Below are 24,316 nucleotides of genomic sequence, written 5' to 3' on the forward strand. Positions count from 1 at the left end.
AGAGGGAGGTTATTTCGGGACAGTTCCTTAACCCCGATGACATCGTGGCGAAAATCGTTGGCAAGCAGCGCGGCGGCTACTGCTACGAAGTCAACGGACTGTTTGCAATGGCACTGCAATCGCTGCAAATCCCTTACCAATTCGTTGCCGCCCACCCGATGTTTTACCCCATGAAACGCCCGCGTACCCACATGGCCTTGCTGGTCACGTTGGACGGTACGGAATGGCTGTGTGATTTAGGTTTTGGCAGTTACGGCATCCGCGCACCGCTGCGGCTGGATGTGCTGGAAACGCCCATCTCACAAGGTTGCGACACTTTCATGCTGAGTGAGGAAGGTGGCGATATTGTCCTCAAAGCGCAAGTGGATGACGCATGGGTGAAGCAATACGGATTTAACCGCTGCCCAGTCGAGTGGATTGATTTTGCTCCGGCTAACTGGTTGAACTCTACCCATCCTGACGCGGTGTTTACCCAGAAACCGCTGGTGGTGCGCTTCACGGTCAGCGGGCGCAACATCCTGTTTGGCGACAGTTTCAAGCAGGTGAAGGAAGGTGTGACCACGCAATGCACCCTTGCCCTACACGAACAAGCGGCGGTATTGGCGGAACATTTCGGTATCAAACACTGACCGCGTGGCACATTCGATGATGCTGGATTCCGGCTACATTCCCCACACACCGATCGTGCGCCCGTTGGTGGTAGCCGTCTCCTGCCAAACCTTGTCATCCCACACCACGTCGGGGCGGCGGTCGAAAATGATCAAATGCGCTTCCGCTGCACCGCATTGGTCGGCATAGCCTGCGGTTTGTTGGATGCCTTCTGCCACCGTGGTTTCGCGGGATTTGTAGAGGATTTTGAGTTCCAGCACGATGCGTTGCACTTCGCCGTAAAAGCCATGTTCCTCATTGACAGGCCATTCGATGTACAGGTCGGTGCGCTTTCTGCCCAGCCCGTATTCGCGGTTGATGCGCCCGCCGCCGTTGATAATGCGTTGCAGGAAGGCTTGCAGCAGCAATTGCGGCCCTGCTTCTTTGTAGTCAAAGCGTTCAATCCACGCATCGGCATTTTCGCGGAAAAATTGCTGGAAGGCTTCCAACAGCTTGGGCATGTCGAGATGACGTTGCGGGGTCAGATACCACGCTTGTTCGTAGGCGATGGTGATTTGCTTCGTCCATGTCAATTCTCGCGGGATCACTTCTTGATAAATGCGGTTGGCAATGCGCAATTGCGGGCGTGATTCGATTAACCCCAAGTCGGCGACGTATTGCACATCGTCTTGCGGCAGGGTGTCATCCGTGGTTTTGCCTGCCAGCAACGCACTGATGACGGAATGCACACGCGCTTCTTTGAGCTTATCCGCCAACTGGTCGAGGTGGGTAGCGCGGGAATAAATCAGGCGTTCACGAGCCGCACGGTATTGTTCCAGCGTAATCGGTTGGGTACGGTCGCGGGCAGGTTTGTATTTCCATGTCATTTCGTGACCGAGGGCATTCACTAGCCAGGGTTGCCCACGAGTGTCTTCCCAAAGTTCAGGGAAAATAGTTGCGTCGAATACCTGCCCCGTGGCTTGGGTGTGTTGGGCATAGAGCGTTTGCACTTCAGTCAGCGTGAAACTACCCATGCGCAAGGATTCGGATTTGATATTGAAGGCACTTCCACCTGTGATCACCTCCTGATTCCCTTGCGTGATGCGGTAATCGCGTACATCGCGCACCCCGCAGAGGATCACACTTTGCGGGAAGGGGACATCAGGCCGCCCGATATAGCCTTCGCGCAATTGACGCAGCAAAGAAATGAGCGTGTCGCCGACCAACGCATCGACTTCATCAATCATGAGCACGATGGGTTTGCTGGATTCGGCTGCCCAGCGAGTGAGCAGGGTTTGCAGGACAGATGTTTCACCTGTGCGCCATGCGTCTTCCAGCCAATCTTGTAAGCGTAAGTCATGAAGGCGGTATTGTGCGCCTTCCACTACACGGCTGGCGATGGTGCGCATTCCCTGTTCCACATCATTGCGGGCAGCTTGCGCGGCTTCGACATTGATGTAGAGCGCGGTGTAATCCCCCGCTTGATTGAGCTTGTCGGCAAGCGCAAACAACGTGCTGGTTTTACCCGTTTGGCGTGGCGCGTGCAGCACGAAGAATTTTCCCGCGCCGATCAGGTATTGGATTTCTTCCCAATCCACCCGTGATACTGGGTCGATGCAGTAATGTTGCTTGGCGTGAACAGGGCCTGCGGTGTTGAAATGTTTCTGCATAGCGGTGGTCTGGTGATAAGGGATAGGGGCATTATAGCACGCTGGGTTGGGTGTTCCGTTTGTCGTTAGCTTGTGTCGATTAGTCACTTATATGTCATTTACCTTGTAATATGAAAGACAACATTTTAAATTACAAGGTATGGAAAGACACTTTACTGCATTCATCAACGAGCTGCTGACCCTGTTTCCGTGCGTGGCGATCACAGGAGTAAGGCAATCGGGCAAGACCACCGCTTTGCGTGACCTGCCACCACCATGGCAACGCTACGATTTGGAAACTGCCAGCGATTACGACCTAGTGGCGCGTGACCCCGACCTGTTTTTGCGCCTGAACCCCAAACAGGTGGCATTGGATGAAGCACAATTATTGCCAGCCGTGTTCCCCGCTTTGCGGGTGGCCATTGATGCTGATCGCAACAGCAATGGGCGTTTCTTCATCACAGGTTCAAGTTCACCGGAATTGCTGCATTCCATTTCAGAAAGTCTGGCGGGGCGCGTGGCAATGGTAGAAGTTGCGCCGCTAATGATGAGCGAGGCATTTGCACAACCACCCTCCGGCTTGTATGAACTGATCCAGTCGCGGCGTTTGCTGACGGATTTTGCCAGTTTGCAACCCAGCAACACCGATTTGCAACAGCACCATGATTATTGGTTGCGCGGGGGCTATCCCGAACCCTGGCTGAAAAACAATGCGCGTTTCCACAAGTTGTGGATGCAAAACTACGTCAAAACCTATCTGGAACGCGATATTTTGCGCCTGTTCCCCAGTTTGCAACGTGAAAAGTATCAGTTATTCCTGCAAATGCTGGCGCAATTGTCGGGGACGATCATCAATTATTCCGACGTAGCGCGGACATTGGGTATCTCACCGCCGACCGCGCGCGAATATTTCAGGATCGCACACGGTACATTCATCTGGCGGCATATTCCGCCGTATGAAAAGAACGCTGCCAAGCGCATCGTCAAACACCCCAAGGGCTATTTGCGGGATTCGGGCTTGTTGCACCACTTCCTGCACCTGTATACCCAGAACGACTTGCTGGCACATCCGCAAATGGGGCATTCGTGGGAAACGATGGTGATTGAAAACCTGATCCGGGGGCTGAATGCGCAGGGCATCCTGTTTGATTACTACCATTACCGCACCAGCGCCGGGGCGGAGGTGGATTTGGTGCTGGAAGGCGAATTTGGTTTATTACCGATAGAAATCAAGTACAAGCAAACCGTGTCGCTACGTGACCTGAAAGGCATCCACAGTTTCATCGAGGAATACCAATGCCCTTACGGGATTGTCGTCAGCAATAATGATCGACTGGGCTTGGTGAGCGAAAAGCTGATCAATGTGCCGTTTCGGTATGTGTAACGAATTGGGTTTAGGTAATGCTATAGTTGAGTGCAAGGGGTGGATTTCCACCCCACGCATCACAGGAGACATCGCATGTTACGCATACTCTTGGCTTTGCTGCTCACCAGCTTCCTCAGCGCCTGTTCCGGCACCGGTTCCATCACGCCCACTCCGCAAGTCATCAATGGCACAGCTTTGCAGGCCGCGAATACCGTGGTGCAAGCGATCAATGGCCTGCAAAATGGCACGGGTGGGTTACAACCCTTCACCGACCTGTTTGATCCGGCGGGAGTGCGCTTTTCGCCGTATTACCGGACGGAAGCCAGCGACCAAATCTTGACGGCAACGGCGTTTGAAAGCGATTTCATCCTGCAAAATCCGCCGACCCGCAACTGGGGGACTCAGGATGGTTCTGGCGACCCGATTGTGCTGCACATCCGCGATTATTTCGGGCGCTACGTATGGGATTTCCCCTACCATAGCAGTGCCACGGTCACGTTGATCAACACCAACAGCGATTTCCTGTCGCAAGGCAACCTGATCAATAACCTGCTGGCAAGCTACCCAGTGGCGCAATACCGCATCGTCGAATACCACCAGCCCGGCACTAACCCAGCCTACAACAGCATGGACTGGACGAGCCTGATGGTAATCTTGAAAGATGCAGGTGGCGGCAATCAGTGGACATTAGTCGGTCTGGCTCACGGTTCTTGGACGATTTAGGTTAATAGCACTCTGACTGCTGCATCAGTTTGACGAAATCACCCAAGGTTTGCCCCGGCAATTCCTCAAAGCTGCGTTCCAGCGTGTCCAACCCGCCGATGCGGTCAAGACGGAAGGTACGGAAATCGTTACGCAATTCGCACCACGCTGTCAGCGTCCACACATTACCCCAGAAAAACAGCCCCAGCGGTTTGACTTCGCGCTGACTGGATTCGTGGTCAGCGCGTTGGTAATCGAGCCGCAGGTAACGACGTTGTGCAATCGCATGGCGACAAGTGTCGAGGGTGGTTTCGAGATCTTCGCGCACCCCGAAACGCATCGCGAACAGGCGGCTTTCTTCCAGATGGCGATGCAATTCGGCGGGAATCACCGCATGAATCTTGTCGAGGACGGATTGCGCACTGCTACCCAATTCGCTGCCGCCCCACGCTTTCAACATTCGCGCCCCGACGACAAGGGCTTCGATTTCGGCGGCGGTAAACATCAGCGGCGGAATGTCGAGCGAATAACGCAGGTGATAACCCACACCCGCTTCGCCTTCCACCGGCACGCCCGACAGGCTCAAATCCTGAATGTCGCGGTAAATGGTGCGTTCGGAAACTTCCAAACGCTCAGCAAGTTCACGCGCCGTCACCAACCGCTTGTTACGCAGGATTTGCACAAGCTGGAACAAACGGTCGGCACGGCGCATAAGGTAGTCTTACGCCATCGAATGCAGGCCGATCATATTGCCTTCGGTATCAAACACCAGTGCAATGAAACCGTGTTCGCCGATAGGCATTTTTTCTTTGAAAATGCTGCCACCATTGGCTGCGGCGCGGGCGGCATCCACCGCACAATCTTCGCAACTGAAATACACCAACGTGCTGTTACCACCGGATGGGCAGCCGCCCATTTTGACCAATGCGCCTGCTGCACCATAGGTAGGATTGTCGCAATCGGACATCGGGAACGTCCACATTTCCAGATCAGGCCATGCTTCAGGGTCAGACATGGGCAGATTTTCCAGCTTGGTGGCAAGCATGGCTTCGTAGAAGGCGACGGCGCGGGGCATATCCTGCACGTAAATTTCAAACCAGCCGACTGGGTTCGCTTTCATGATATTTCTCCTTTGGTGGGTCATTGTTGATTGGTTTTTGTAGTGTAACTGCCTTCTCCTGACAGCATTGTGTCAGGAGAGTTTCAATGCTTAGCCGTAGTCTTGCGCAAGGGCTGTTGCCACCCTGCCGATGAGTTCGTAGGGGATCGGCTGGTTGAGCGGGAATTTCAAATTGCCCTTGGCATTGCGGAAAGGCAGCAGTTCCTTGAGCAAGGCTTCATCGTGTTTGACGGGCGGATAGATGCCGATATGCTGCTGGAAAGCCGCAAAGTAGATGAAGGTGCGTTTGCGCTTGAATGCGGGCATTTGGTAGCTGATGGTTTCCAGCGCATCGGGCACGTTGCGCTGGATCAGTTCCCGGATGCTGACAAGGATGGTGCGGGCTTCGGGCGTGACCGACAGCAGGTAAGCGTCAATGCTGGTCAGTTTGGCTTGGGCGGTCATGCGTATCTCCTGATTGTTATTTGTGAAACTGCGTGCCACCATTCAATGATCCCACAACCAACTGTTAGCGGTGACCTATCATGGGCATGACTTACTGGCTGAATGTACGCGACGACGACAAGATTGCAAGCGAAGAAAACGACTTGTCTGCTACCTGCAAACTAACGGATACCTTGGACAAAGTTTGTCTGGAGCTGGGTGTGCTGGCAGTCAGCGAATTTGTTGACAGCACCGAAATGAGCAGGGAATTCGACGATGAATTTGATCTTTCAGACGATGACGACGAGTTTTATGAAGAAGGCAAACGCCCTTACCCACTAGACGACATGCGCTGGTGTGCGACCAATAGCGGGCTGGAAACCTTTCGCGCTTTGCAAACCCACCTGAACGAATCGCCTGAAACCTTCAAACTTGACCTCGACGACATTGACATGCTCGCGGAGGAACTGGATGAAATCATTGAGCTATTAGAAGAAGCCTCTGCTCAAGGGCGAACGTTCCATCTGGAACTGCTGGGATAATAGGGTTTGAAATAGCTACCATAAAATCTATCTAAATCTATTAAAAATTTATCATTTTGGTTAGGTTTATAAAAGCGTAGTGCCGTTTATCCGTAAAAGATAGCAGCAAAAGCACGGATGACTAGACAACTATCACACCGCGCTGCATTCTGTTTGCCATGATCATCAGCCACAAAATCCGCCTTGACCCCAACCATAAGCAAGCGACGTACTTGGCGAAAGCCGCTGGTACAGCACGGTTCGCCTACAACTGGGCGTTGGCAGAATGGCAAACCCAATACGCCGCATGGAAAGACGATAACACCCAGCCAAAACCCAACCAAATGGGCTTGCGCCGCCAATTGAACGCCATCAAACGCGAACAATTCCCCTGGATGCTGGAAGTCACCAAAAACGCCCCGCAAATGGCGATTATCCAACTCGGTGCAGCTTTCAAGAACTTCTTTGCGGGGCGAGCCAAGTACCCGCAATTCAAAAAGAAAGGCAAAAGCCGCGACAGTTTCACCCTCACCAACGACCAGTTCAGCCTTGACGGTTGCCGCATCCGCATTCCCAACCTTGGGTTAGTGCGGATGCGGGAAACGTTACGCTTTTCCGGTAAAATTCTCTCTGCCACGGTTTCTCGCACCGCTGACCAGTGGTTCGCCAGCATCACCGTGGACACCATCTCAAACCACCTCCTGCCTGCCGAAAACCAAGGCACAGTGGGGGTAGATTTGGGTGTATCTGCACTGGCAACCCTATCAACGGGGGAAAAAGTGGTTGGGGCAAAGCCGCATAAAGCCTTGCTTTCCCGCCTAAAACGGCTCTCGCGCAGCCTGTCCCGCAAGGTCAAAAGCAGTGCCAACCGCCACAAGGCAAAACAAAAACTGGCAAAACTTCACGCACGTATCGCCAATATCCGCCAAGACAGTTTGCACCAACTCACCACGGATTTGACCCGCCGTTTTCACACCATCGGCATTGAAAACTTGAACGTATCGGGCATGGTGAAAAACCGTCATTTATCCCGTGCCATCAGTGACATGGGATTCTTCGAGTTCCGGCGGCAACTGGAATACAAGGCGGAAATGCGCGGTGCGGTGGTCGTGGTGGCTGATCGGTTTTTTGCTTCGAGCAAGACGTGTTCTGCTTCTCGCTGTGGGCATAAAGTGGAAAAGCTACCGCTGTCGGTGCGTGAATGGACTTGCCCTGACTGTCGTGCAGTCCATGACCGTGACATCAATGCCGCCAAAAATTTGAAAAAATATGCCGTGAGTTACACGGTGTCTGCCTGTGGAGGGGAAGGCTCTGGTCTTGGGCGCAAGCCGAAGACGAAACCAGCCCCCGTGAAGCAGGAATTCAACACCATGACTACTTTTAGTTAGCTATAGGTAGATTTGGGTAGGTTTGAAATAACGGTTGACCACGATCCCGTAAGGGCATAGCCATGCACATCACACATCTCCACGAACTGGGGTGGAATCATTTTTTCCAGTCACAACTTACGCTGGAAATGCTCGAAACCAGCCTGCCGTTTCGTGTCACTGGCGTAGAAGCGGTGCTGCAACTGATCGCCGCCAATACTGTTTGTGGTGACTTTCCGCAATGAAGAATTCAGCCTCAATCGGCTGGAACGCTATCTGGCGTTGGCAGCGGAGGCTGGGATTGATGCCGTCGTCGTCCTGACCAAGAAAGATTTGTGTGCGGATACGGCGGTGTATGTGGATGCGCTCCGCAAGCCTTACCCCCGCTTGCCGGTTGAGGTCATCAACGCGACAGATGCGCAGGACGTTGCGGCACTCGCCATGTGGTGCAGCAGTGGGCAAACCGTTGCCTTGCTGGGTTCATCCGGCGTGGGCAAATCCACCCTCCTCATAGCCTGCAAGGGGATGACGGGCAGGCAACCGCGCCTATTCGGGAAAAGGACAGTAAGGGTCGGCACACCACCACTTCCCGCAGCCTGCACGTTTGCAGGGCGGCGGCATCCTGCTGGATACGCCGGGAATGCGTGAGTTGCAAATGGTGGATTGCGAGGAAGGCATTCAATCCACTTTCGCCGACATTGAACAGCTTGCACGGCAATGCCATTTCCACGACTGCCAGCATCTGGCTGAACCGGCAATTGCAGTCTGCCTGTTTCCACCACCACCCTAACGGCGGCCATGAATGCAAGCGACTATGCCAATTCGGCAGCTTGCGGCGGTTTCATCAAGATAACCAACAACGATACGGGGCTAACGCTCAAGCGGGTAATCTCAAGCTCTATTTTGAGGGCAGTTCCAGTCAATGGTGGACGGCGGTGCAGGTGCGCGACCATCGCTATCCGATTGCAAAACTGGAAGCTCGCCTCTCCGGTTCTAGCAATGCCTACACGAGCGTGGCGCGGGAGTCACACAATTACTTTGTTGCGCCCAGCGGCTTGGGTAGCGGGCCTTGCGATTTTCGGATAACCGATTTCTGGGGACAAACCGTTGAAATCAAGGCGATTCAGCTAATGCCGGGGGTAGAACTCGATAGCGGTACGCAATTTGAGGTGTACGATGCCGCCACCCCTGCGAATAACAGCAGTACAGCAGCGGTTAGCACTGCTGCCAATACGAGTAGTAATGGGGGTTCGGGTGCTACAGACTGGATGATATTGCTCCTACTAGGCGGCTTAGTGGCGCGGCGTTTGCAGCGAGGTTGATAGATACGATGCTGTTCCTGTAAATTCATGGATTATGATCCTTAGATTTACAGGAATAGACTATGCTAAACCGCAACATTGCTGCTGACGTACAAGCCTATCTGGCGCATTTCCCGTCCTTGCTGATCACGGGCGCACGGCAAGTGGGCAAATCCACGCTGGCCTTGCAGTTGGGGATTGAACATTACGTCACGTTGGATGACATCGCCACTTACCAAAGTGCCAAGGCTGACCCGAAAGGGTTTGTGCTCAGTTTGCCTAAGCCGGTGGTGATTGATGAAGTGCAGCGTGTGCCGGAATTGTTCGTTGCCATTAAGGAACAGATTGACCTTGACCGCACGCCGGGGCGGTTTGTGCTGACGGGTTCGAGCAGTTTGCAGGGTTTCCGCGATATTTCCGATTCGCTGGCGGGGCGGATTGGGATTGTGGATTTGTATGCCTTTAACCTCAGCGAGTTGTACGGGTGCAGTTTCAATTTCATCGACCATGTGTTTTCTGGCGCGGCATTTCCGGCGGTGGCGCAAGTGACGGATATTGTGCCGCATTTGCTCAAGGGTGGGTTTCCCGAAGTGCAGACGATTGCACACGCTAAAACGCGCATGTTGTGGTTCAGTTCCTATATTCGCACTTACATTGAGCGCGATTTGCACGACATGGGCAATATCCGCAATCTCGACAGCTTTATGCGCTTGTACCTGTCGTTGGCGTTGCGCAGTGCCAATCTGCTCAACAAGGCTGATCTGGCGCGGGATTGCCAGCTTGACAATAAAACGCTGGATAATTACCTCGGCATCCTCAAGCACACTTACCAGATTGCGTTGCTCAAACCGTGGTTCAATAATGCGGCGAAACGGCTGGTGAAAATGCCCAAGGTGTTCATGCTCGATAGCGGCATTTTGTGCCATTTGCTCAAGCTCAGTAGCGCGGAGGATTTACAGCAATCCAGCCAGCGCGGGGCGGTGTATGAAACGTTTGTGCTGAGTGAGTTGGTGAAGGCGAATACTTACGCGGCGCAGCCAGTGGATTTGAGCTTTTACCGCACCAGTGATGGCAAGGAAATCGACTTCGTGCTAGATAACGGCAAAGGGCTGGTGCTGCTGGAGGTGAAGGCGGCGCATAGTGTGACCCCGGCGGATTTCCGGCATATCAGCTACTTTATCGGGCAGAATCCTGGGCGGGTGGCACAGGGGATTGTCTTGTATGGCGGGGAACGGGTGTTACCGTTTGGGGAAAGTGACGGGGTGAAGTTGTGGGCAGTGCCGTTGGGGATGATGGCGGGGTGAGGGGATATGGTGGGTTGAGATACAGTGCCAAGGCTTGGTGGGGCTTAGGTTTTTCTACAGCCTCAACGTCTCGTGTGACGGGCGCGGCGGGGAGTAAGCCGTTCGGAGTCGCGGGCTGTCACCGCGTCCGTCGTCGATGTTATTGTTAGCATTTGCATTCTTAAATTGATAACATTATCTAAATCAATCAAATTTTATTCTTAGATTAGTAAGTGGAATTTCCAAAAGTTTATATGAGTCTTCATCAACTATATCAACTAATTTTCTGTTAATCAAAAATTGAATACCTTGCTCAACGATTAATGGATCATCAATTATTTCCAATAATTTCGATTTACTTATCACTCTGTAAAAACCTTTATTCTGGAAGATATTTAGAATTTCACCGGCTGAGTCAGGTATGATTTTTAGTGATCGAGGAGATAGTAGTGCTAATGTTGTTATGGAAAGAACTCCTATAAAAATAGGATTTGATTTTAATGAGTCAGGCACTCCTGGATAACCCATCCATAAAGCGATTACTTCTGAAACTGAAGATGATTTACGTATAGAGCGACTTGCAAAATCCGACAAACTGAGTTGCTCAATTTTCAGCATTGACCGAACGCCGCATATTCAGCCGATTTTTTACTCAATTTGACCAACGAAACCTGAGCTTTTTCAGTTTTACCGTAACTTTTGCTAAATTTCACCCATACCGATGCGACTGCTCCTGTTTTTCAGTCAGTCTTCCCGTGTTTTTTCAAACCCAGTCGCTTTATAACAAGACACGCATCAGTTGATCAGCACTCAACACCAAAATCCCAAACATCAAGTGGCTGTAAACTTTTTGCGCACCTTGCACCCACACATTCCGACCACCAAATTCATCCTTCAGGCGGGCATTGGTTCGTTCTACGGTGCTGCGAATTTTGTAACGCTCGGCATCAGCAGGTTCAAACGCTTCTTTCTGTCCGCCGCGAGGATTGTGATCAATCAGAGGGACATGCCCCAGATGACGGCTGTATTCGTGCAAATCAGCACTGCAATAGGCCGCATCCATCAGGTCGTAGAGACTGGTGACACGTTGGGCACTGATTTGAGAGAGTGGGATGGCTGCCCCGCTGTCGTGAAAGGAGGCGGAAGACAGAATGGCTGCTATCGGGACACCACAATCGGCGGTATCGATATGCAGTTTGTAGCCGTTCCAACTGTGCTTGTAGCCTTGGGCATTCTTCTTCGTCCCCCGGTTACACTGAACCGGTATCTCATCGAGTGCTTGCTGAAGTGACTGTTCCCGTTGGCGCTGAATCCGTGTTTGCCCTTGTTTTTTCTTTGGCTTTTCCTCGGCAACAGGCCGTTCACGTGCCTCAATGGCTGTTGAATCCCGACACAGGTGGCCGATCAGCGCATCGCCCAAATACGTTTTCACCAACGTTTCATGCACACGTTCCGCTAAACGCTGTTCAGCAAATTCAGCGAAGGCACGTGAAAAGGTGGATTCGGAAGGCAGTTTCTTGGTCAGGGGAAACCCGCAGATGCGTCGCAGGGAGCGATCGTTTTGCAGCCGGTCAATGAGTGCTCGCGTATTGACAATATTGAGCACGCTTTTGGCGACAAAAGCATTGGCAAACCAAGATCGCTCCGTCGCTGGCCGTCCAGACCCATCACGAAAAGAGCGCACAAAATCTTCAATGCGCGTCAGCTCCAGTACGTGAATGAGCTTTTCAAGCTTGGGGGTCAATGTGCCAAAGGCATCATTGAAGCAAGGCAGTATTTCAATTTGCAGCAAACTCCAGCGTTGTGCAATCAGGGCGCGTTCGGTAGAATTCATAGCGTGGGCTTAATGGTTGTTTTGATGCTTCTATTATCGCCGAAAACGGCAGCCCACACTTCTTTTTTCCTTCAGATGAAGGAAGGTTCACGCTGAAAATGTAATTTTGCAAGTGGCTCCTATAGTAATAAGATGACTATTTAAAGAACCCGATTGAGGCGGTGAATGATTTTGAGTTTTATCTAATAAATCCCACAAATTCTCATTAGCTTTTCCATCCCACTCAACTATAAAATGCATCATGACTTTACTCAAATACAGAGTTTAATGAACGATTAAACATGAATTTAAAAGAATCTCCGACAGAATCTTCTTGATCACATGAATCAAAGAATTCTATTGAAGCTTTATCTATTGGAATGAAGCCATGCTTCTCACAACAATAAGGTAATTGAGGTGGATCACCTTCTTCAAAACGCCAAGAATATATTTGTAGTAACTTGATAACAAGTTCAGGCATCAGTCGCATCAATAAATATTCACCATGACTAACTTCATCTGCTTCTTGGAATGGTTTAACATAGACATTTTCACTAATTTCATAACAAAAGTATGGCATGAGTTTTCCTATGAGCGACTTGCAAAATCCGACAAACTGAGTTGCTCAATTTTCAGCATTGACCGAACGCCGCATATTCAGCCGATTTTTTACTCAATTTGACCAACGAAACCTGAGCTTTTTCAGTTTTACCGTAACTTTTGCTAAATTTCACCCATACCGATGCGACTGCTCCTGTTTTTCAGTCAGTCTTCCCGTGTTTTTTCAAACCCAGTCGCTTTATAACAAGACACGCATCAGTTGATCAGCACTCAACACCAAAATCCCAAACATCAAGTGGCTGTAAACTTTTTGCGCACCTTGCACCCACACATTCCGACCACCAAATTCATCCTTCAGGCGGGCATTGGTTCGTTCTACGGTGCTGCGAATTTTGTAACGCTCGGCATCAGCAGGTTCAAACGCTTCTTTCTGTCCGCCGCGAGGATTGTGATCAATCAGAGGGACATGCCCCAGATGACGGCTGTATTCGTGCAAATCAGCACTGCAATAGGCCGCATCCATCAGGTAAGCGACCATTTCAGCACGTCTAGCCCTCGCGATTTCCACGTCCTAAACTGGTTTCCAACCTGAACAACCGAAGGAAACCTCAATGAAACGCCCTCACCGCCGTGCCAGCGAATGGCAAACCCTCATTAGCCAATGGCAAGCCAGCGGCTTATCCGCCCCGGCATTTTGTGAACAGCACAGTATCGGTTACGCCAGTTTTTGCCAATGGCGGCAGCGTCTACGCTCCGCAGATGGCGTGGAGGAACCAGCCGTTCCCGCCAATACCTTCATCGACTTGGGAGCATTATCGGCGGGTCATGCCGCGCTGGGGCAAGGCTGGCACATTGTGCTGAGTTTGGGGAATGGTGTTGAACTACGCCTGAGCCAACGCTGATGTTTGCCCCCGCAGCCACCGCCCGCATCTGGCTATGCACCCAAGCCACCGACATGCGCAAAAGCTTTACGGGGCTGACCGCTTTGGTGAAAAACCAGTTAGGGCAAAATCCCCTGAGTGGGCATTATTTCGTGTTTGTGAACCTGCGTAAAACCCAGATGAAGATCCTCTATTTTGAACCCAGCGGCTATTGCTTATGGAGCCAACGCTTGGAGCAGGGGCAATACCGGGTGCAGCCGACAACCAGCGGGCAGCGCGAACTGACCCGGACGGATTTGCAGTTGATTTTAGCAGGCATTGAGGTGCAAAAATCCAGACAATTCAAGCGTTACCAGTACCCTGTGCAGCCACATTCTGGTACAATAAGCCCATGATTTTAAAGCCATCCACCCCGTCTGACACCAGCGTTCCCATGCCGCCGATTGTGGCGGAAATGCTGGCGTTGCGTGAGGAAAATGCGGGGTTACGTGCAGACAATGCCGTCCTGCAACAGGCAGTTTCTGAATTAAAACGCCAACTGGTGTGGTTCAGGCAACAGGTCTTTGGCAGCAAATCGGAAAAGCGTCCGGTTGAGATACCGGTGGCGCAGTTGCCGTTGTTTGCCCCCGCAGTCGCCCCAGTTGCCGCACCCGAGGGTGAAAGCATTACCGTCACCTACCAACGCGGTAAAGCCCCCAAGCTGCGCCCGGATGACTGCGTGAATGACAGCGGGTTACGCTTTACCGCCGATGTCCCGGTCAAGGTGATTCACCTCACCCCGCCGGAACTTCAGGGGGAAGAGGCTGACCAGTATGAGGTGATCGGCACCCAGGTGACCCATCGGGTGGCGCAACGCCCTGCCAGCTACCTCATCCTGCAATACGAGCGCCCGGTCATCAAACGTAAGGGCAGTGCTTCGGCTTCGCTCAGCAACCCACCACTTCCCAGCCCTGCACCCGCCAACGTGCTGGAACGTAGTGTCACCGATGTCAGCTTTTTGGTGGGGATGTTGGTGGACAAGTTCCAGTACCACCTGCCGTTGTACCGCCAGCACCAACGCCTGACCCAAGCGGGGATCACCCTCAGCCGCACGACGCTGACCAATGCGGTGAAACGTGCCATCGACCTGCTCAAACCCATTGCCGAAGCGCAACTCGCCAGTGTACTGCAAAGCAAGCTGCTGGCGATGGACGAAACCCCCATCAAAGCCAGCCCCGCAGGCAACGGCAAGATGAAGCAAGGCTACTTCTGGCCGCTGTACGGGGATCAGGACGAAATCGTCTTCACCTTCTCCGCCAGCCGTGGGCGGCAACACATTGAAAAGACTCTTCGCCAACAGTTCAGCGGCACACTGCTCAGCGACGGTTACCGTGCTTATGCCAGTTACGTCAACGCCAATGACAAGATTACCCATGCCCAATGCTGGGTACACAGCCGTCGCACCTTCATTGCCGCCGAAACCGCTGAACCACAAGCAGTACGCCAAGCCCTTGACACTATCGCGGCACTCTATCAGCACGAAGCCCAGATTAACGAGAAAAAACTCGACGGGGAAGCCAAACGTACCTACCGCCTCACCCACAGCAAGCCGTTGGTCGACCAGTTCTTTGAATGGTGCCAAACCCAATTACAACGTACCGATTTAGTCCCCTCCAACCCGCTGACCAAAGCCCTTGGTTATGTCATCCGCCGCGAACACGAACTGCGCGTGTTTCTGGAAGATCCCGACGTGCCAATGGATACCAACCACATCGAACGCGCCCTGCGGCCCATCCCCATGGGCAGGAAAAACTGGTTGTTCTGCTGGACAGAACTCGGCGCGGAACACGTGGGCATCATCCAAAGCCTGATCACCACCTGCCGCCTGCATGACATTAACCCGTATGTCTATCTGATGGATGTTCTGTTGCGCGTTAGTGAGCATCCCGCTTCTCAGGTGCAAGACCTTACGCCAAGATGTTGGAAACAACGGTTTGCGGATAAGCCATTGCGCTCGGATTTGTTTGCGGATATCAACGACGGGCTAGAATGACCGTTTACACACGTTGGGCACTGATTTGAGAGAGTGGGATGGCTGCCCCGCTGTCGTGAAAGGAGGCGGAAGACAGAATGGCTGCTATCGGGACACCACAATCGGCGGTATCGATATGCAGTTTGTAGCCGTTCCAACTGTGCTTGTAGCCTTGGGCATTCTTCTTCGTCCCCCGGTTACACTGAACCGGTATCTCATCGAGTGCTTGCTGAAGTGACTGTTCCCGTTGGCGCTGAATCCGTGTTTGCCCTTGTTTTTTCTTTGGCTTTTCCTCGGCAACAGGCCGTTCACGTGCCTCAATGGCTGTTGAATCCCGACACAGGTGGCCGATCAGCGCATCGCCCAAATACGTTTTCACCAACGTTTCATGCACACGTTCCGCTAAACGCTGTTCAGCAAATTCAGCGAAGGCACGTGAAAAGGTGGATTCGGAAGGCAGTTTCTTGGTCAGGGGAAACCCGCAGATGCGTCGCAGGGAGCGATCGTTTTGCAGCCGGTCAATGAGTGCTCGCGTATTGACAATATTGAGCACGCTTTTGGCGACAAAAGCATTGGCAAACCAAGATCGCTCCGTCGCTGGCCGTCCAGACCCATCACGAAAAGAGCGCACAAAATCTTCAATGCGCGTCAGCTCCAGTACGTGAATGAGTTTTTCAAGCTTGGGGGTCAATGTGCCAAAGGCATCATTGAAGCAAGGTAGTATTTCAATTTGCAGCAAACTCCAGCGTTGTGCAATCAGGGCGCGTTCGGTAGAATTCATAGCGTGGGCTTAATGGTTGTTTTGACGCTTCTATTATCGCCGAAAACGGCAGCCCACACTTCTTTTTTCCTTCAGATGAAGGAAGGTTCACGCTGAAAATGTAATTTTGCAAGTGGCTCCTATAAATTCAAACTCATGGTCAGTAACTAATCTAATCAATGTTTCTTCTTGATAATAGTCGGGCAAGAATTCAGAAAAATTACTTCCTACAGCATCTGCAATTTTTTTGTTTTTATTTTTGCAGAATTCATCTTTCATGGGTTCTGCAACTCTTGAATATACGGACTCTATAATTAAAGAAATAAATTTTGATATATGCAATGAAAGTTCTATAAGTGATTTTCTATTTGATGATGCATAGTATTTTTTAGATAATGGATCAAAAGCGCAAAATATATTACTATGTAATTTTTCTTCAAATTCTATTTTCTCATCTTCGGAGTCATACTCATCTTCGTCAATATTACATTTTAGATAAGAATCATGAGATGAATCTTTTGGCTTTATATGAGCCACTTGCAAAATTACATTTTCAGCGTGAACCTTCCTTCATCTGAAGGAAAAAAGAAGTGTGGGCTGCCGTTTTCGGCGATAATAGAAGCGTCAAAACAACCATTAAGCCCACGCTATGAATTCTACCGAACGCGCCCTGATTGCACAACGCTGGAGTTTGCTGCAAATTGAAATACTGCCTTGCTTCAATGATGCCTTTGGCACATTGACCCCCAAGCTTGAAAAGCTCATTCACGTACTGGAGCTGACGCGCATTGAAGATTTTGTGCGCTCTTTTCGTGATGGGTCTGGACGGCCAGCGACGGAGCGATCTTGGTTTGCCAATGCTTTTGTCGCCAAAAGCGTGCTCAATATTGTCAATACGCGAGCACTCATTGACCGGCTGCAAAACGATCGCTCCCTGCGACGCATCTGCGGGTTTCCCCTGACCAAGAAACTGCCTTCCGAATCCACCTTTTCACGTGCCTTCGCTGAATTTGCTGAACAGCGTTTAGCGGAACGTGTGCATGAAACGTTGGTGAAAACGTATTTGGGCGATGCGCTGATCGGCCACCTGTGTCGGGATTCAACAGCCATTGAGGCACGTGAACGGCCTGTTGCCGAGGAAAAGCCAAAGAAAAAACAAGGGCAAACACGGATTCAGCGCCAACGGGAACAGTCACTTCAGCAAGCACTCGATGAGATACCGGTTCAGTGTAACCGGGGGACGAAGAAGAATGCCCAAGGCTACAAGCACAGTTGGAACGGCTACAAACTGCATATCGATACCGCCGATTGTGGTGTCCCGATAGCAGCCATTCTGTCTTCCGCCTCGTTTCACGACAGCGGGGCGGCTATTCCACTGTCCCAAATCAGTGCCCAACGTGTCACCAGTCTCTACGACCTGATGGATGCGGCCTATTGCAGTGCTGATTTGCACGAATACAGCCGTCATCTGGGGCATGTCCCTCTGATTGATCACAATCCTCGCGGCGGACAGAAAGAAGCGTTTGAACCTGCTGATGCCGAGCGTTACAAAATTCGCAGCACCGTAGAACGAACCAATGCCCGCCTGAAGGATGAATTTGGTGGTCGGAATGTGTGGGTGCAAGGTGCGCAAAAAGTTTACAGCCACTTGATGTTTGGGATTTTGGTGTTGAGTGCTGATCAACTGATGCGTGTCTTGTTATAAAGCGACTGGGTTTGAAAAAACACGGGAAGACTGACTGAAAAACAGGAGCAGTCGCATCGGTATGGGTGAAATTTAGCAAAAGTTACGGTAAAACTGAAAAAGCTCAGGTTTCGTTGGTCAAATTGAGTAAAAAATCGGCTGAATATGCGGCGTTCGGTCAATGCTGAAAATTGAGCAACTCAGTTTGTCGGATTTTGCAAGTCGCTCATATGATAAGACGTGATTTTTCTTTGTATCTCTTGGTATGCTTTATTGTACTTTAATGTAAGGTTATCTGGAAAACACTTTGATAAGAATGAAGATTTATCACGCTCGTAAGAAATAGTTATTATATTTTCAATTTCGCAAACAAAATTAAGGAGATATTCATATATATCTACAGGGTGAGGATAAAATTCTTGAAAACTTGAGTTATCTTCTTCATCATCTATATCACCATATCGCAAAGCTGCACTAATAATTAAAACAAAAACCAACGGTTCTTTTCCTCCTGCATTTTTAAAAGCAGACCATGCAGCAGTATGTAAACGGTCATTCTAGCCCGTCGTTGACATCCGCAAACAAATCCGAGCGCAATGGCTTATCCGCAAACCGTTGTTTCCAACATCTTGGCGTAAGGTCTTGCACCTGAGAAGCGGGATGCTCACTAACGCGCAACAGAACATCCATCAGATAGACATACGGGTTAATGTCATGCAGGCGGCAGGTGGTGATCAGGCTTTGGATGATGCCCACGTGTTCCGCGCCGAGTTCTGTCCAGCAGAACAACCAGTTTTTCCTGCCCATGGGGATGGGCCGCAGGGCGCGTTCGATGTGGTTGGTATCCATTGGCACGTCGGGATCTTCCAGAAACACGCGCAGTTCGTGTTCGCGGCGGATGACATAACCAAGGGCTTTGGTCAGCGGGTTGGAGGGGATTAAATCGGTACGTTGTAATTGGGTTTGGCACCATTCAAAGTAAGCGACCATTTCAGCACGTCTAGCCCTCGCGATTTCCACGTCCTAAACTGGTTTCCAACCTGAACAACCGAAGGAAACCTCAATGAAACGCCCTCACCGCCGTGCCAGCGAATGGCAAACCCTCATTAGCCAATGGCAAGCCAGCGGCTTATCCGCCCCGGCATTTTGTGAACAGCACAGTATCGGTTACGCCAGTTTTTGCCAATGGCGGCAGCGTCTACGCTCCGCAGATGGCGTGGAGGAACCAGCCGTTCCCGCCAATACCTTCATCGACTTGGGAGCATTATCGGCGGGTCATGCCGCGCTGGGGCAAGGCTGGCACATTGTGCTGAGTTTGGGGAATGGTGTTGAACTACGCCTGAGCCAACGCTGATGTTTGCCCCCGCCGCCACCGCCCGCATCTGGCTATGCACCCAAGCCACCGACATGCGCAAAAGCTTTACGGGGCTGACCGCTTTGGTGAAAAACCAGTTAGGGCAAAATCCCCTGAGTGGGCATTATTTCGTGTTTGTGAACCTGCGTAAAACCCAGATGAAGATCCTCTATTTTGAACCCAGCGGCTATTGCTTATGGAGCCAACGCTTGGAGCAGGGGCAATACCGGGTGCAGCCGACAACTAGCGGGCAGCGCGAACTGACCCGGACGGATTTGCAGTTGATTTTAGCAGGCATTGAGGTGCAAAAATCCAGACAATTCAAGCGTTACCAGTATCCTGTGCAGCCACATTCTGGTATAACAAGCCCATGATTTTAAAGCCATCCACCCCGTCTGACACCAGCGTTCCCATGCCGCCGATTGTGGCGGAAATGCTGGCGTTGCGTGAGGAAAATGCGGGGTTACGTGCAGACAATGCCGTCCTGCAACAGGCAGTTTCTGAATTAAAACGCCAACTGGCGTGGTTCAGGCAACAGGTCTTTGGCAGCAAATCGGAAAAGCGTCCGGTTGAGATACCGGTGGCGCAGTTGCCGTTGTTTGCCCCCGCCGCCACCCCGGTTGCCGCACCCGAGGGTGAAAGCATTACCGTCACCTACCAACGCGGCAAAGCCCCCAAGCTGCGCCCCGATGACTGCGTGAATGACAGCGGGTTACGCTTTACCGCCGATGTCCCGGTCAAGGTGATTCACCTCACCCCGCCGGAACTTCAGGGGGAAGAGGCTGACCAGTATGAGGTGATCGGCACCCAGGTGACCCATCGGGTGGCGCAACGCCCTGCCAGCTACCTGATCCTGCAATACGAGCGCCCCGTCATCAAACGCAAGGGCAGTGCTTCGGCTTCGCTCAGCAACCCACCGCTTCCCAGCCCTGCACCCGCCAACGTGCTGGAACGTAGTGTCACCGATGTCAGCTTTTTGGTGGGGATGTTGGTGGACAAGTTCCAGTACCACCTGCCGTTGTACCGCCAGCACCAACGCCTGACCCAGGCGGGGATCACCCTCAGCCGCACGACGCTGACCAATGCGGTGAAACGTGCCATCGACCTGCTCAAACCCATTGCCGAAGCGCAACTCGCCAGTGTACTGCAAAGCAAGCTGCTGGCGATGGACGAAACCCCCATCAAAGCCAGTCCCGCAGGCAACGGCAAGATGAAGCAAGGCTACTTCTGGCCGCTGTACGGGGATCAGGACGAAATCGTCTTCACCTTCTCCGCCAGCCGTGGGCGGCAACACATTGAAAAGACCCTTCGCCAACAGTTCAGCGGCACACTGCTCAGCGACGGTTACCGTGCTTATGCCAGTTACGTCAACGCCAATGACAAGATTACCCATGCCCAATGCTGGGTACACAGCCGTCGCACCTTCATTGCCGCCGAAACCGCTGAACCACAAGCAGTACGCCAAGCCCTTGACACTATCGCGGCACTCTATCAGCACGAAGCCCAGATTAACGAGAAAAAACTCGACGGGGAAGCCAAACGTACCTACCGCCTCACCCACAGCAAGCCGTTGGTCGACCAGTTCTTTGAATGGTGCCAAACCCAATTACAACGTACCGATTTAGTCCCCTCCAACCCGCTGACCAAAGCCCTTGGTTATGTCATCCGCCGCGAACACGAACTGCGCGTGTTTCTGGAAGATCCCGACGTGCCAATGGATACCAACCACATCGAACGCGCCCTGCGGCCCATCCCCATGGGCAGGAAAAACTGGTTGTTCTGCTGGACAGAACTCGGCGCGGAACACGTGGGCATCATCCAAAGCCTGATCACCACCTGCCGCCTGCATGACATTAACCCGTATGTCTATCTGATGGATGTTCTGTTGCGCGTTAGTGAGCATCCCGCTTCTCAGGTGCAAGACCTTACGCCAAGATGTTGGAAACAACGGTTTGCGGATAAGCCATTGCGCTCGGATTTGTTTGCGGATATCAACGACGGGCTAGAATGACCGTTTACCATTCAAAGAACTGGTCGACCAACGGCTTGCTGTGGGTGAGGCGGTAGGTACGTTTGGCTTCCCCGTCGAGTTTTTTCTCGTTAATCCGGGCTTCGTGCTGATAGAGTGCCGCGATAGTGTCAAGGGCTTGGCGTACTGCTTGTGGTTCAGCGGTTTCGGCGGCAATGAAGGTGCGACGGCTGTGTACCCAGCATTGGGCATGGGTAATCTTGTCATTGGCGTTGACGTAACTGGCATAAGCACGGTAACCGTCGCTGAGCAGTGTGCCGCTGAACTGTTGGCGAAGGGTCTTTTCAATGTGTTGCCGCCCACGGCTGGCGGAGAAGGTGAAGACGATTTCGTCCTGATCCCCGTACAGCGGCCAGAAGTAGCCTTGCTTCATCTTGCCGTTGCCTGCGGGGCTGGCTTTGATGGGGGTTTCGTCCATCGCCAGCAGCTTGCTTTGCAGTACACTGGCGAGTTGCGCTTCGGCAATGGGTTTGAGCAGGTCGATGGCACGTTTCACCGCATTGGTCAGCGTCGTGCGGCTGAGGGTGATCCCCGCTTGGGTCAGGCGTTGGTGCTGGCGGTACAACGGCAGGTGGTACTGGAACTTGTCCACCAACATCCCCACCAAAAAGCTGACATCGGTGACACTACGTTCCAGCACGTTGGCGGGTGCAGGGCTGGGAAGTGGTGGGTTGCTGAGCGAAGCCGAAGCACTGCCCTTACGTTTGATGACCGGGCGCTCGTATTGCAGGATCAGGTAGCTGGCAGGGCGTTGCGCCACCCGATGGGTCACCTGGGTGCCGATCACCTCATACTGGTCAGCCTCTTCCCCCTGAAGTTCCGGCGGGGTGAGGTGAATCACCTTGACCGGGACATCGGCGGTAAAGCGTAACCCGCTGTCATTCACGCAGTCATCGGGGCGCAGCTTGGGGGCTTTGCCGCGTTGGTAGGTGACGGTAATGCTTTCACCCTCGGGTGCGGCAACCGGGGTGGCGGCGGGGGCAAACAACGGCAACTGCGCCACCGGTATCTCAACCGGACGCTTTTCCGATTTGCTGCCAAAGACATGTTGCCTGAACCACGCTAATTGGCGTTTTAATTCGGCTATATCCTGTTTCAGGGCAGCATTTTCCTCACGCAACGCCAGCATTTCCGCCACAATCGGCGGCATGGGAACGCTGGTGTCAGACGGGGTGGATGGCTTTAAAATCATGGGCTTATTGTACCAGAATGTGGCTGCACAGGATACTGGTAACGCTTGAATTGTCTGGATTTTTGCACCTCAATGCCCGCCAAAATCAACTGCAAATCCGTCCGGGTCAGTTCGCGCTGCCCGCTAGTTGTCGGCTGCACCCGGTATTGGCCCTGCTCCAGGCGTTGGCTCCATAAGCAATAGCCGCCGGGTTCAAAATAGAGGATCTTCATCTGGGTTTTACGCAGGTTCACAAACACGAAATAATGCCCACTCAGGGGATTTTGCCCTAACTGGTTTTTCACCAAAGCGGTCAGCCCCGTAAAGCTTTTGCGCATGTCGGTGGCTTGGGTGCATAGCCAGATGCGGGCGGTGGCTGCGGGGGCAAACATCAGCGTTGGCTCAGGCGTAGTTCAACACCATTCCCCAAACTCAGCACAATGTGCCAGCCTTGCCCCAGTGCGGCATGACCCGCCGATAATGCTCCCAAGTCGATGAAGGTATTGGCGGGAACGGCTGGTTCCTCCACGCCATCTGCGGAGCGTAGACGCTGCCGCCATTGGCAAAAACTGGCGTAACCGATACTGTGCTGTTCACAAAATGCCGGGGCGGATAAGCCGCTGGCTTGCCATTGGCTAATGAGGGTTTGCCATTCGCTGGCGCGGCGGTGAGGGCGTTTCATTGAGGTTTCCTTCGGTTGTTCAGGTTGGAAACCAGTTTAGGACGTGGAAATCGCGAGGGCTAGACGTGCTGAAATGGTCGCTTACAGCAGTATAGAGTTCTGGGTATGAATTTGGTGTGTCATCAATAGAATCAATATCAGAAATAGGTAATGAGAGTTTTGATGCTATCAACGCCTGCCCTTCAATCAAATGCTGTATTCCTATATTTAGAAATTTCGGTTCAGTTGCTTTAATAACAGCTTTACACCATTTTGCGATATATCGTGCAACACCCTCTCTTGTTTTGTCATTATCAATTGATTCTAGTGAGATAAGAAACGATTTACCAAACTCCCACTTTTTTCCTTTACTAAGATGTGAGAAAAATAATGTATTTTCCCAGCTTTCAATATTTTGCAATAAATCAACAAGCCTAAATACTGAACGGTAAGAGTGTTTCTGAATGGCATGTATTAATTCATGATTTCCAATCTCAAATAACTTAAAAATCGTCTTTAGTTCTGGAAAGTCATTTAATATTGATTCATTTATTTCTTTATTATCGTACATGGCTGGGTGGTTTTCAATTTCTTTAATTATCTCCTGATTTTTTTTGAAAAAATCTCTTGATAAAAATGGAATATTGATTTGGGAGTCTGTTAGTTTTATACCAGCAGTTAATCCATCAATTTCCAGTGTTGAATTTAGAAAACCAATTGATATTTTTGATCTGAATTTATCATAGTTCTTGATAGCATCTTGAACATTGTTCATATTAATGTGTTCTCCAATGGCAGTTTCTTTGTCGACAAGATAGATTGAGAAGCTAAAAGTTTATTAGGCGGCGTTCTGGAATATCAGGATAAGAAGCCTGCGCTCAATCACTGCGCACACGCCGCCGATATGGTTCGCCTAGCGTTCGCCTAGTCTGGGATTGTCGTTGCTGCCTTCTGATTCACGCCTGCCGTACATACACCGATGCCATACGGAGAATCGCTGACACGCTACCGCCCTACTGCGTCGAAACCAGCATAGGGTCAGTCGCGTGTTGTTATGATTGGTATGGCGTG

28 protein-coding genes and 4 pseudogenes are annotated in these 24,316 nt (G+C 51.7%); 16 read left to right on the plus strand and 16 right to left on the minus strand.

What is annotated here, in order from left to right; translation table 11 throughout:
• Positions 1-44: 44 nt before the first annotated feature.
• Positions 45-629 carry an arylamine N-acetyltransferase gene (locus QJT81_02060; GenBank protein WGZ94800.1) on the plus strand — a complete coding sequence of 195 codons (585 nt, stop codon included), beginning with the start codon at positions 45-47 and terminating at the stop codon, positions 627-629.
• Positions 630-662: 33 nt separating this feature from the next.
• On the opposite strand, the gene QJT81_02065 is transcribed toward QJT81_02060, so the two are convergent.
• On the minus strand, positions 663-2,258 hold the full coding sequence (locus QJT81_02065; GenBank protein WGZ94801.1) for an AAA-like domain-containing protein: 1,596 nt from the start codon (positions 2,256-2,258) through the stop codon (positions 663-665).
• 139 nt (positions 2,259-2,397) lie between these two features.
• Between QJT81_02065 and QJT81_02070 the strand changes: the two genes are divergently transcribed.
• Both QJT81_02070 and QJT81_02075 read left to right on the plus strand, forming a co-directional pair.
• Positions 2,398-3,621 carry an ATP-binding protein gene (locus QJT81_02070; GenBank protein WGZ94802.1) on the plus strand — a complete coding sequence of 408 codons (1,224 nt, stop codon included), beginning with the start codon at positions 2,398-2,400 and terminating at the stop codon, positions 3,619-3,621.
• A 75-nt stretch (positions 3,622-3,696) separates the two neighbouring features.
• The gene (locus QJT81_02075) at positions 3,697-4,326 is read left to right on the plus strand and encodes a hypothetical protein (protein WGZ94803.1); all 630 of its coding nucleotides are present in this window, start codon (positions 3,697-3,699) and stop codon (positions 4,324-4,326) included.
• 1 nt (position 4,327) lies between these two features.
• On the opposite strand, the gene QJT81_02080 is transcribed toward QJT81_02075, so the two are convergent.
• The 3 genes from QJT81_02080 to QJT81_02090 form a co-directional block, all read right to left on the minus strand.
• Positions 4,328-5,017 carry a YafY family protein gene (locus tag QJT81_02080; GenBank protein WGZ94804.1) on the minus strand — a complete coding sequence of 230 codons (690 nt, stop codon included), beginning with the start codon at positions 5,015-5,017 and terminating at the stop codon, positions 4,328-4,330.
• Between the two features lie 9 nt (positions 5,018-5,026).
• A complete protein-coding gene (locus QJT81_02085) occupies positions 5,027-5,425 on the minus strand; it encodes a VOC family protein (protein WGZ94805.1) in 399 nt (132 codons plus the stop codon).
• 90 nt (positions 5,426-5,515) lie between these two features.
• On the minus strand, positions 5,516-5,869 hold the full coding sequence (locus tag QJT81_02090) for a DUF1801 domain-containing protein (GenBank protein ID WGZ94806.1): 354 nt from the start codon (positions 5,867-5,869) through the stop codon (positions 5,516-5,518).
• A gap of 86 nt (positions 5,870-5,955) precedes the next feature.
• Between QJT81_02090 and QJT81_02095 the strand changes: the two genes are divergently transcribed.
• The 6 genes from QJT81_02095 to QJT81_02120 all read left to right on the plus strand — a co-directional run bounded on the left by QJT81_02095 (position 5,956) and on the right by QJT81_02120 (position 10,341).
• Entirely contained in the window at positions 5,956-6,390 is a 435-nt protein-coding gene (locus QJT81_02095; GenBank protein ID WGZ94807.1) for a hypothetical protein, read from the plus strand.
• Positions 6,391-6,548: 158 nt separating this feature from the next.
• A complete protein-coding gene (locus tag QJT81_02100) occupies positions 6,549-7,757 on the plus strand; it encodes an RNA-guided endonuclease TnpB family protein (GenBank protein ID WGZ94808.1) in 1,209 nt (402 codons plus the stop codon).
• Positions 7,758-7,819: 62 nt separating this feature from the next.
• A complete protein-coding gene (locus QJT81_02105; GenBank protein WGZ94809.1) occupies positions 7,820-7,981 on the plus strand; it encodes a hypothetical protein in 162 nt (53 codons plus the stop codon).
• The gene (rsgA, locus tag QJT81_02110) at positions 7,965-8,384 is read left to right on the plus strand and encodes a GTPase RsgA (GenBank protein WGZ94810.1); all 420 of its coding nucleotides are present in this window, start codon (positions 7,965-7,967) and stop codon (positions 8,382-8,384) included. Before QJT81_02105 ends, rsgA begins: the two co-directional genes overlap by 17 nt.
• On the plus strand, positions 8,381-9,058 hold the full coding sequence (locus tag QJT81_02115) for a hypothetical protein (GenBank protein ID WGZ94811.1): 678 nt from the start codon (positions 8,381-8,383) through the stop codon (positions 9,056-9,058). The genes rsgA and QJT81_02115 overlap by 4 nt, the downstream gene beginning before the upstream one ends.
• A 62-nt stretch (positions 9,059-9,120) precedes the next feature.
• The gene (locus QJT81_02120; protein ID WGZ94812.1) at positions 9,121-10,341 is read left to right on the plus strand and encodes an ATP-binding protein; all 1,221 of its coding nucleotides are present in this window, start codon (positions 9,121-9,123) and stop codon (positions 10,339-10,341) included.
• Between the two features lie 183 nt (positions 10,342-10,524).
• Here the strand turns inward: QJT81_02120 and QJT81_02125 are convergent, their stop codons facing one another.
• From QJT81_02125 to QJT81_02140, 4 genes and pseudogenes are all read right to left on the minus strand, one after another.
• Positions 10,525-10,938 carry a hypothetical protein gene (locus QJT81_02125; GenBank protein WGZ94813.1) on the minus strand — a complete coding sequence of 138 codons (414 nt, stop codon included), beginning with the start codon at positions 10,936-10,938 and terminating at the stop codon, positions 10,525-10,527.
• Positions 10,939-11,098: 160 nt separating this feature from the next.
• The gene (locus QJT81_02130) at positions 11,099-12,154 is read right to left on the minus strand and encodes a transposase (protein ID WGZ94814.1); all 1,056 of its coding nucleotides are present in this window, start codon (positions 12,152-12,154) and stop codon (positions 11,099-11,101) included.
• A 247-nt stretch (positions 12,155-12,401) separates the two neighbouring features.
• The gene (locus tag QJT81_02135; GenBank protein ID WGZ94815.1) at positions 12,402-12,713 is read right to left on the minus strand and encodes a hypothetical protein; all 312 of its coding nucleotides are present in this window, start codon (positions 12,711-12,713) and stop codon (positions 12,402-12,404) included.
• 219 nt (positions 12,714-12,932) lie between these two features.
• A pseudogene (locus QJT81_02140) lies at positions 12,933-13,220 on the minus strand (transposase).
• Between the two features lie 85 nt (positions 13,221-13,305).
• On the opposite strand from QJT81_02140, the gene QJT81_02145 reads away from it, so the two are divergent.
• Genes QJT81_02145 through QJT81_02155 form a run of 3 tightly spaced genes read left to right on the plus strand, consistent with a single transcriptional unit; the run spans position 13,306 to position 15,607 of the window.
• Positions 13,306-13,596 carry an IS66 family insertion sequence element accessory protein TnpB gene (locus QJT81_02145; protein ID WGZ94816.1) on the plus strand — a complete coding sequence of 97 codons (291 nt, stop codon included), beginning with the start codon at positions 13,306-13,308 and terminating at the stop codon, positions 13,594-13,596.
• Positions 13,596-13,970, plus strand: a complete 375-nt coding sequence (gene tnpB / locus QJT81_02150; GenBank protein ID WGZ94817.1) for an IS66 family insertion sequence element accessory protein TnpB — start codon at positions 13,596-13,598, stop codon at positions 13,968-13,970. Before QJT81_02145 ends, tnpB (QJT81_02150) begins: the two co-directional genes overlap by 1 nt.
• Positions 13,967-15,607: an IS66 family transposase gene (locus QJT81_02155; protein ID WGZ94818.1), complete on the plus strand. Its 1,641-nt coding sequence runs from the start codon at positions 13,967-13,969 to the stop codon at positions 15,605-15,607. Before tnpB (QJT81_02150) ends, QJT81_02155 begins: the two co-directional genes overlap by 4 nt.
• A 7-nt stretch (positions 15,608-15,614) precedes the next feature.
• Here the strand turns inward: QJT81_02155 and QJT81_02160 are convergent.
• Both QJT81_02160 and QJT81_02165 read right to left on the minus strand, forming a co-directional pair.
• Positions 15,615-16,367, minus strand: a pseudogene (locus QJT81_02160) (transposase).
• Between the two features lie 87 nt (positions 16,368-16,454).
• Positions 16,455-16,889, minus strand: coding sequence for a hypothetical protein (locus QJT81_02165; GenBank protein ID WGZ94819.1), 435 nt, complete (start codon positions 16,887-16,889; stop codon positions 16,455-16,457).
• 106 nt (positions 16,890-16,995) lie between these two features.
• On the opposite strand from QJT81_02165, the gene QJT81_02170 reads away from it, so the two are divergent.
• Entirely contained in the window at positions 16,996-18,051 is a 1,056-nt protein-coding gene (locus QJT81_02170) for a transposase (protein ID WGZ94820.1), read from the plus strand.
• Positions 18,052-18,230: 179 nt separating this feature from the next.
• Here the strand turns inward: QJT81_02170 and QJT81_02175 are convergent, their stop codons facing one another.
• Entirely contained in the window at positions 18,231-18,527 is a 297-nt protein-coding gene (locus QJT81_02175) for a hypothetical protein (protein WGZ94821.1), read from the minus strand.
• Between the two features lie 55 nt (positions 18,528-18,582).
• Positions 18,583-18,972: pseudogene (locus tag QJT81_02180) on the minus strand (transposase).
• Positions 18,973-19,093: 121 nt separating this feature from the next.
• On the opposite strand from QJT81_02180, the gene QJT81_02185 reads away from it, so the two are divergent.
• From QJT81_02185 to QJT81_02195, 3 genes are read left to right on the plus strand one after another with little or no spacing between them, the layout of a single operon-like run.
• Positions 19,094-19,384 carry an IS66 family insertion sequence element accessory protein TnpB gene (locus QJT81_02185; protein ID WGZ94822.1) on the plus strand — a complete coding sequence of 97 codons (291 nt, stop codon included), beginning with the start codon at positions 19,094-19,096 and terminating at the stop codon, positions 19,382-19,384.
• Positions 19,384-19,758, plus strand: coding sequence for an IS66 family insertion sequence element accessory protein TnpB (tnpB, locus tag QJT81_02190; GenBank protein WGZ94823.1), 375 nt, complete (start codon positions 19,384-19,386; stop codon positions 19,756-19,758). Before QJT81_02185 ends, tnpB (QJT81_02190) begins: the two co-directional genes overlap by 1 nt.
• Positions 19,755-21,395 carry an IS66 family transposase gene (locus QJT81_02195; GenBank protein ID WGZ94824.1) on the plus strand — a complete coding sequence of 547 codons (1,641 nt, stop codon included), beginning with the start codon at positions 19,755-19,757 and terminating at the stop codon, positions 21,393-21,395. The genes tnpB (QJT81_02190) and QJT81_02195 overlap by 4 nt, the downstream gene beginning before the upstream one ends.
• 7 nt (positions 21,396-21,402) lie before the next feature.
• On the opposite strand, the pseudogene QJT81_02200 reads toward QJT81_02195, so the two are convergent.
• From QJT81_02200 to QJT81_02215, 4 genes and pseudogenes are all read right to left on the minus strand, one after another.
• Positions 21,403-22,524: pseudogene (locus QJT81_02200) on the minus strand (IS66 family transposase).
• A 77-nt stretch (positions 22,525-22,601) separates the two neighbouring features.
• Complete coding sequence (gene tnpB, locus QJT81_02205) at positions 22,602-22,976, minus strand: IS66 family insertion sequence element accessory protein TnpB (protein ID WGZ94825.1); 375 nt, start codon at positions 22,974-22,976, stop codon at positions 22,602-22,604.
• On the minus strand, positions 22,976-23,266 hold the full coding sequence (locus tag QJT81_02210; protein WGZ94826.1) for an IS66 family insertion sequence element accessory protein TnpB: 291 nt from the start codon (positions 23,264-23,266) through the stop codon (positions 22,976-22,978). Before QJT81_02210 ends, tnpB (QJT81_02205) begins: the two co-directional genes overlap by 1 nt.
• A 19-nt stretch (positions 23,267-23,285) precedes the next feature.
• Complete coding sequence (locus QJT81_02215; GenBank protein WGZ94827.1) at positions 23,286-24,020, minus strand: hypothetical protein; 735 nt, start codon at positions 24,018-24,020, stop codon at positions 23,286-23,288.
• Between the last annotated feature and the right edge of the window lie 296 nt (positions 24,021-24,316).

It is taken from the genome of Candidatus Thiothrix putei, assembly GCA_029972225.1.
Classification (GTDB): Bacteria; Pseudomonadota; Gammaproteobacteria; order Thiotrichales; family Thiotrichaceae; genus Thiothrix; species Thiothrix putei.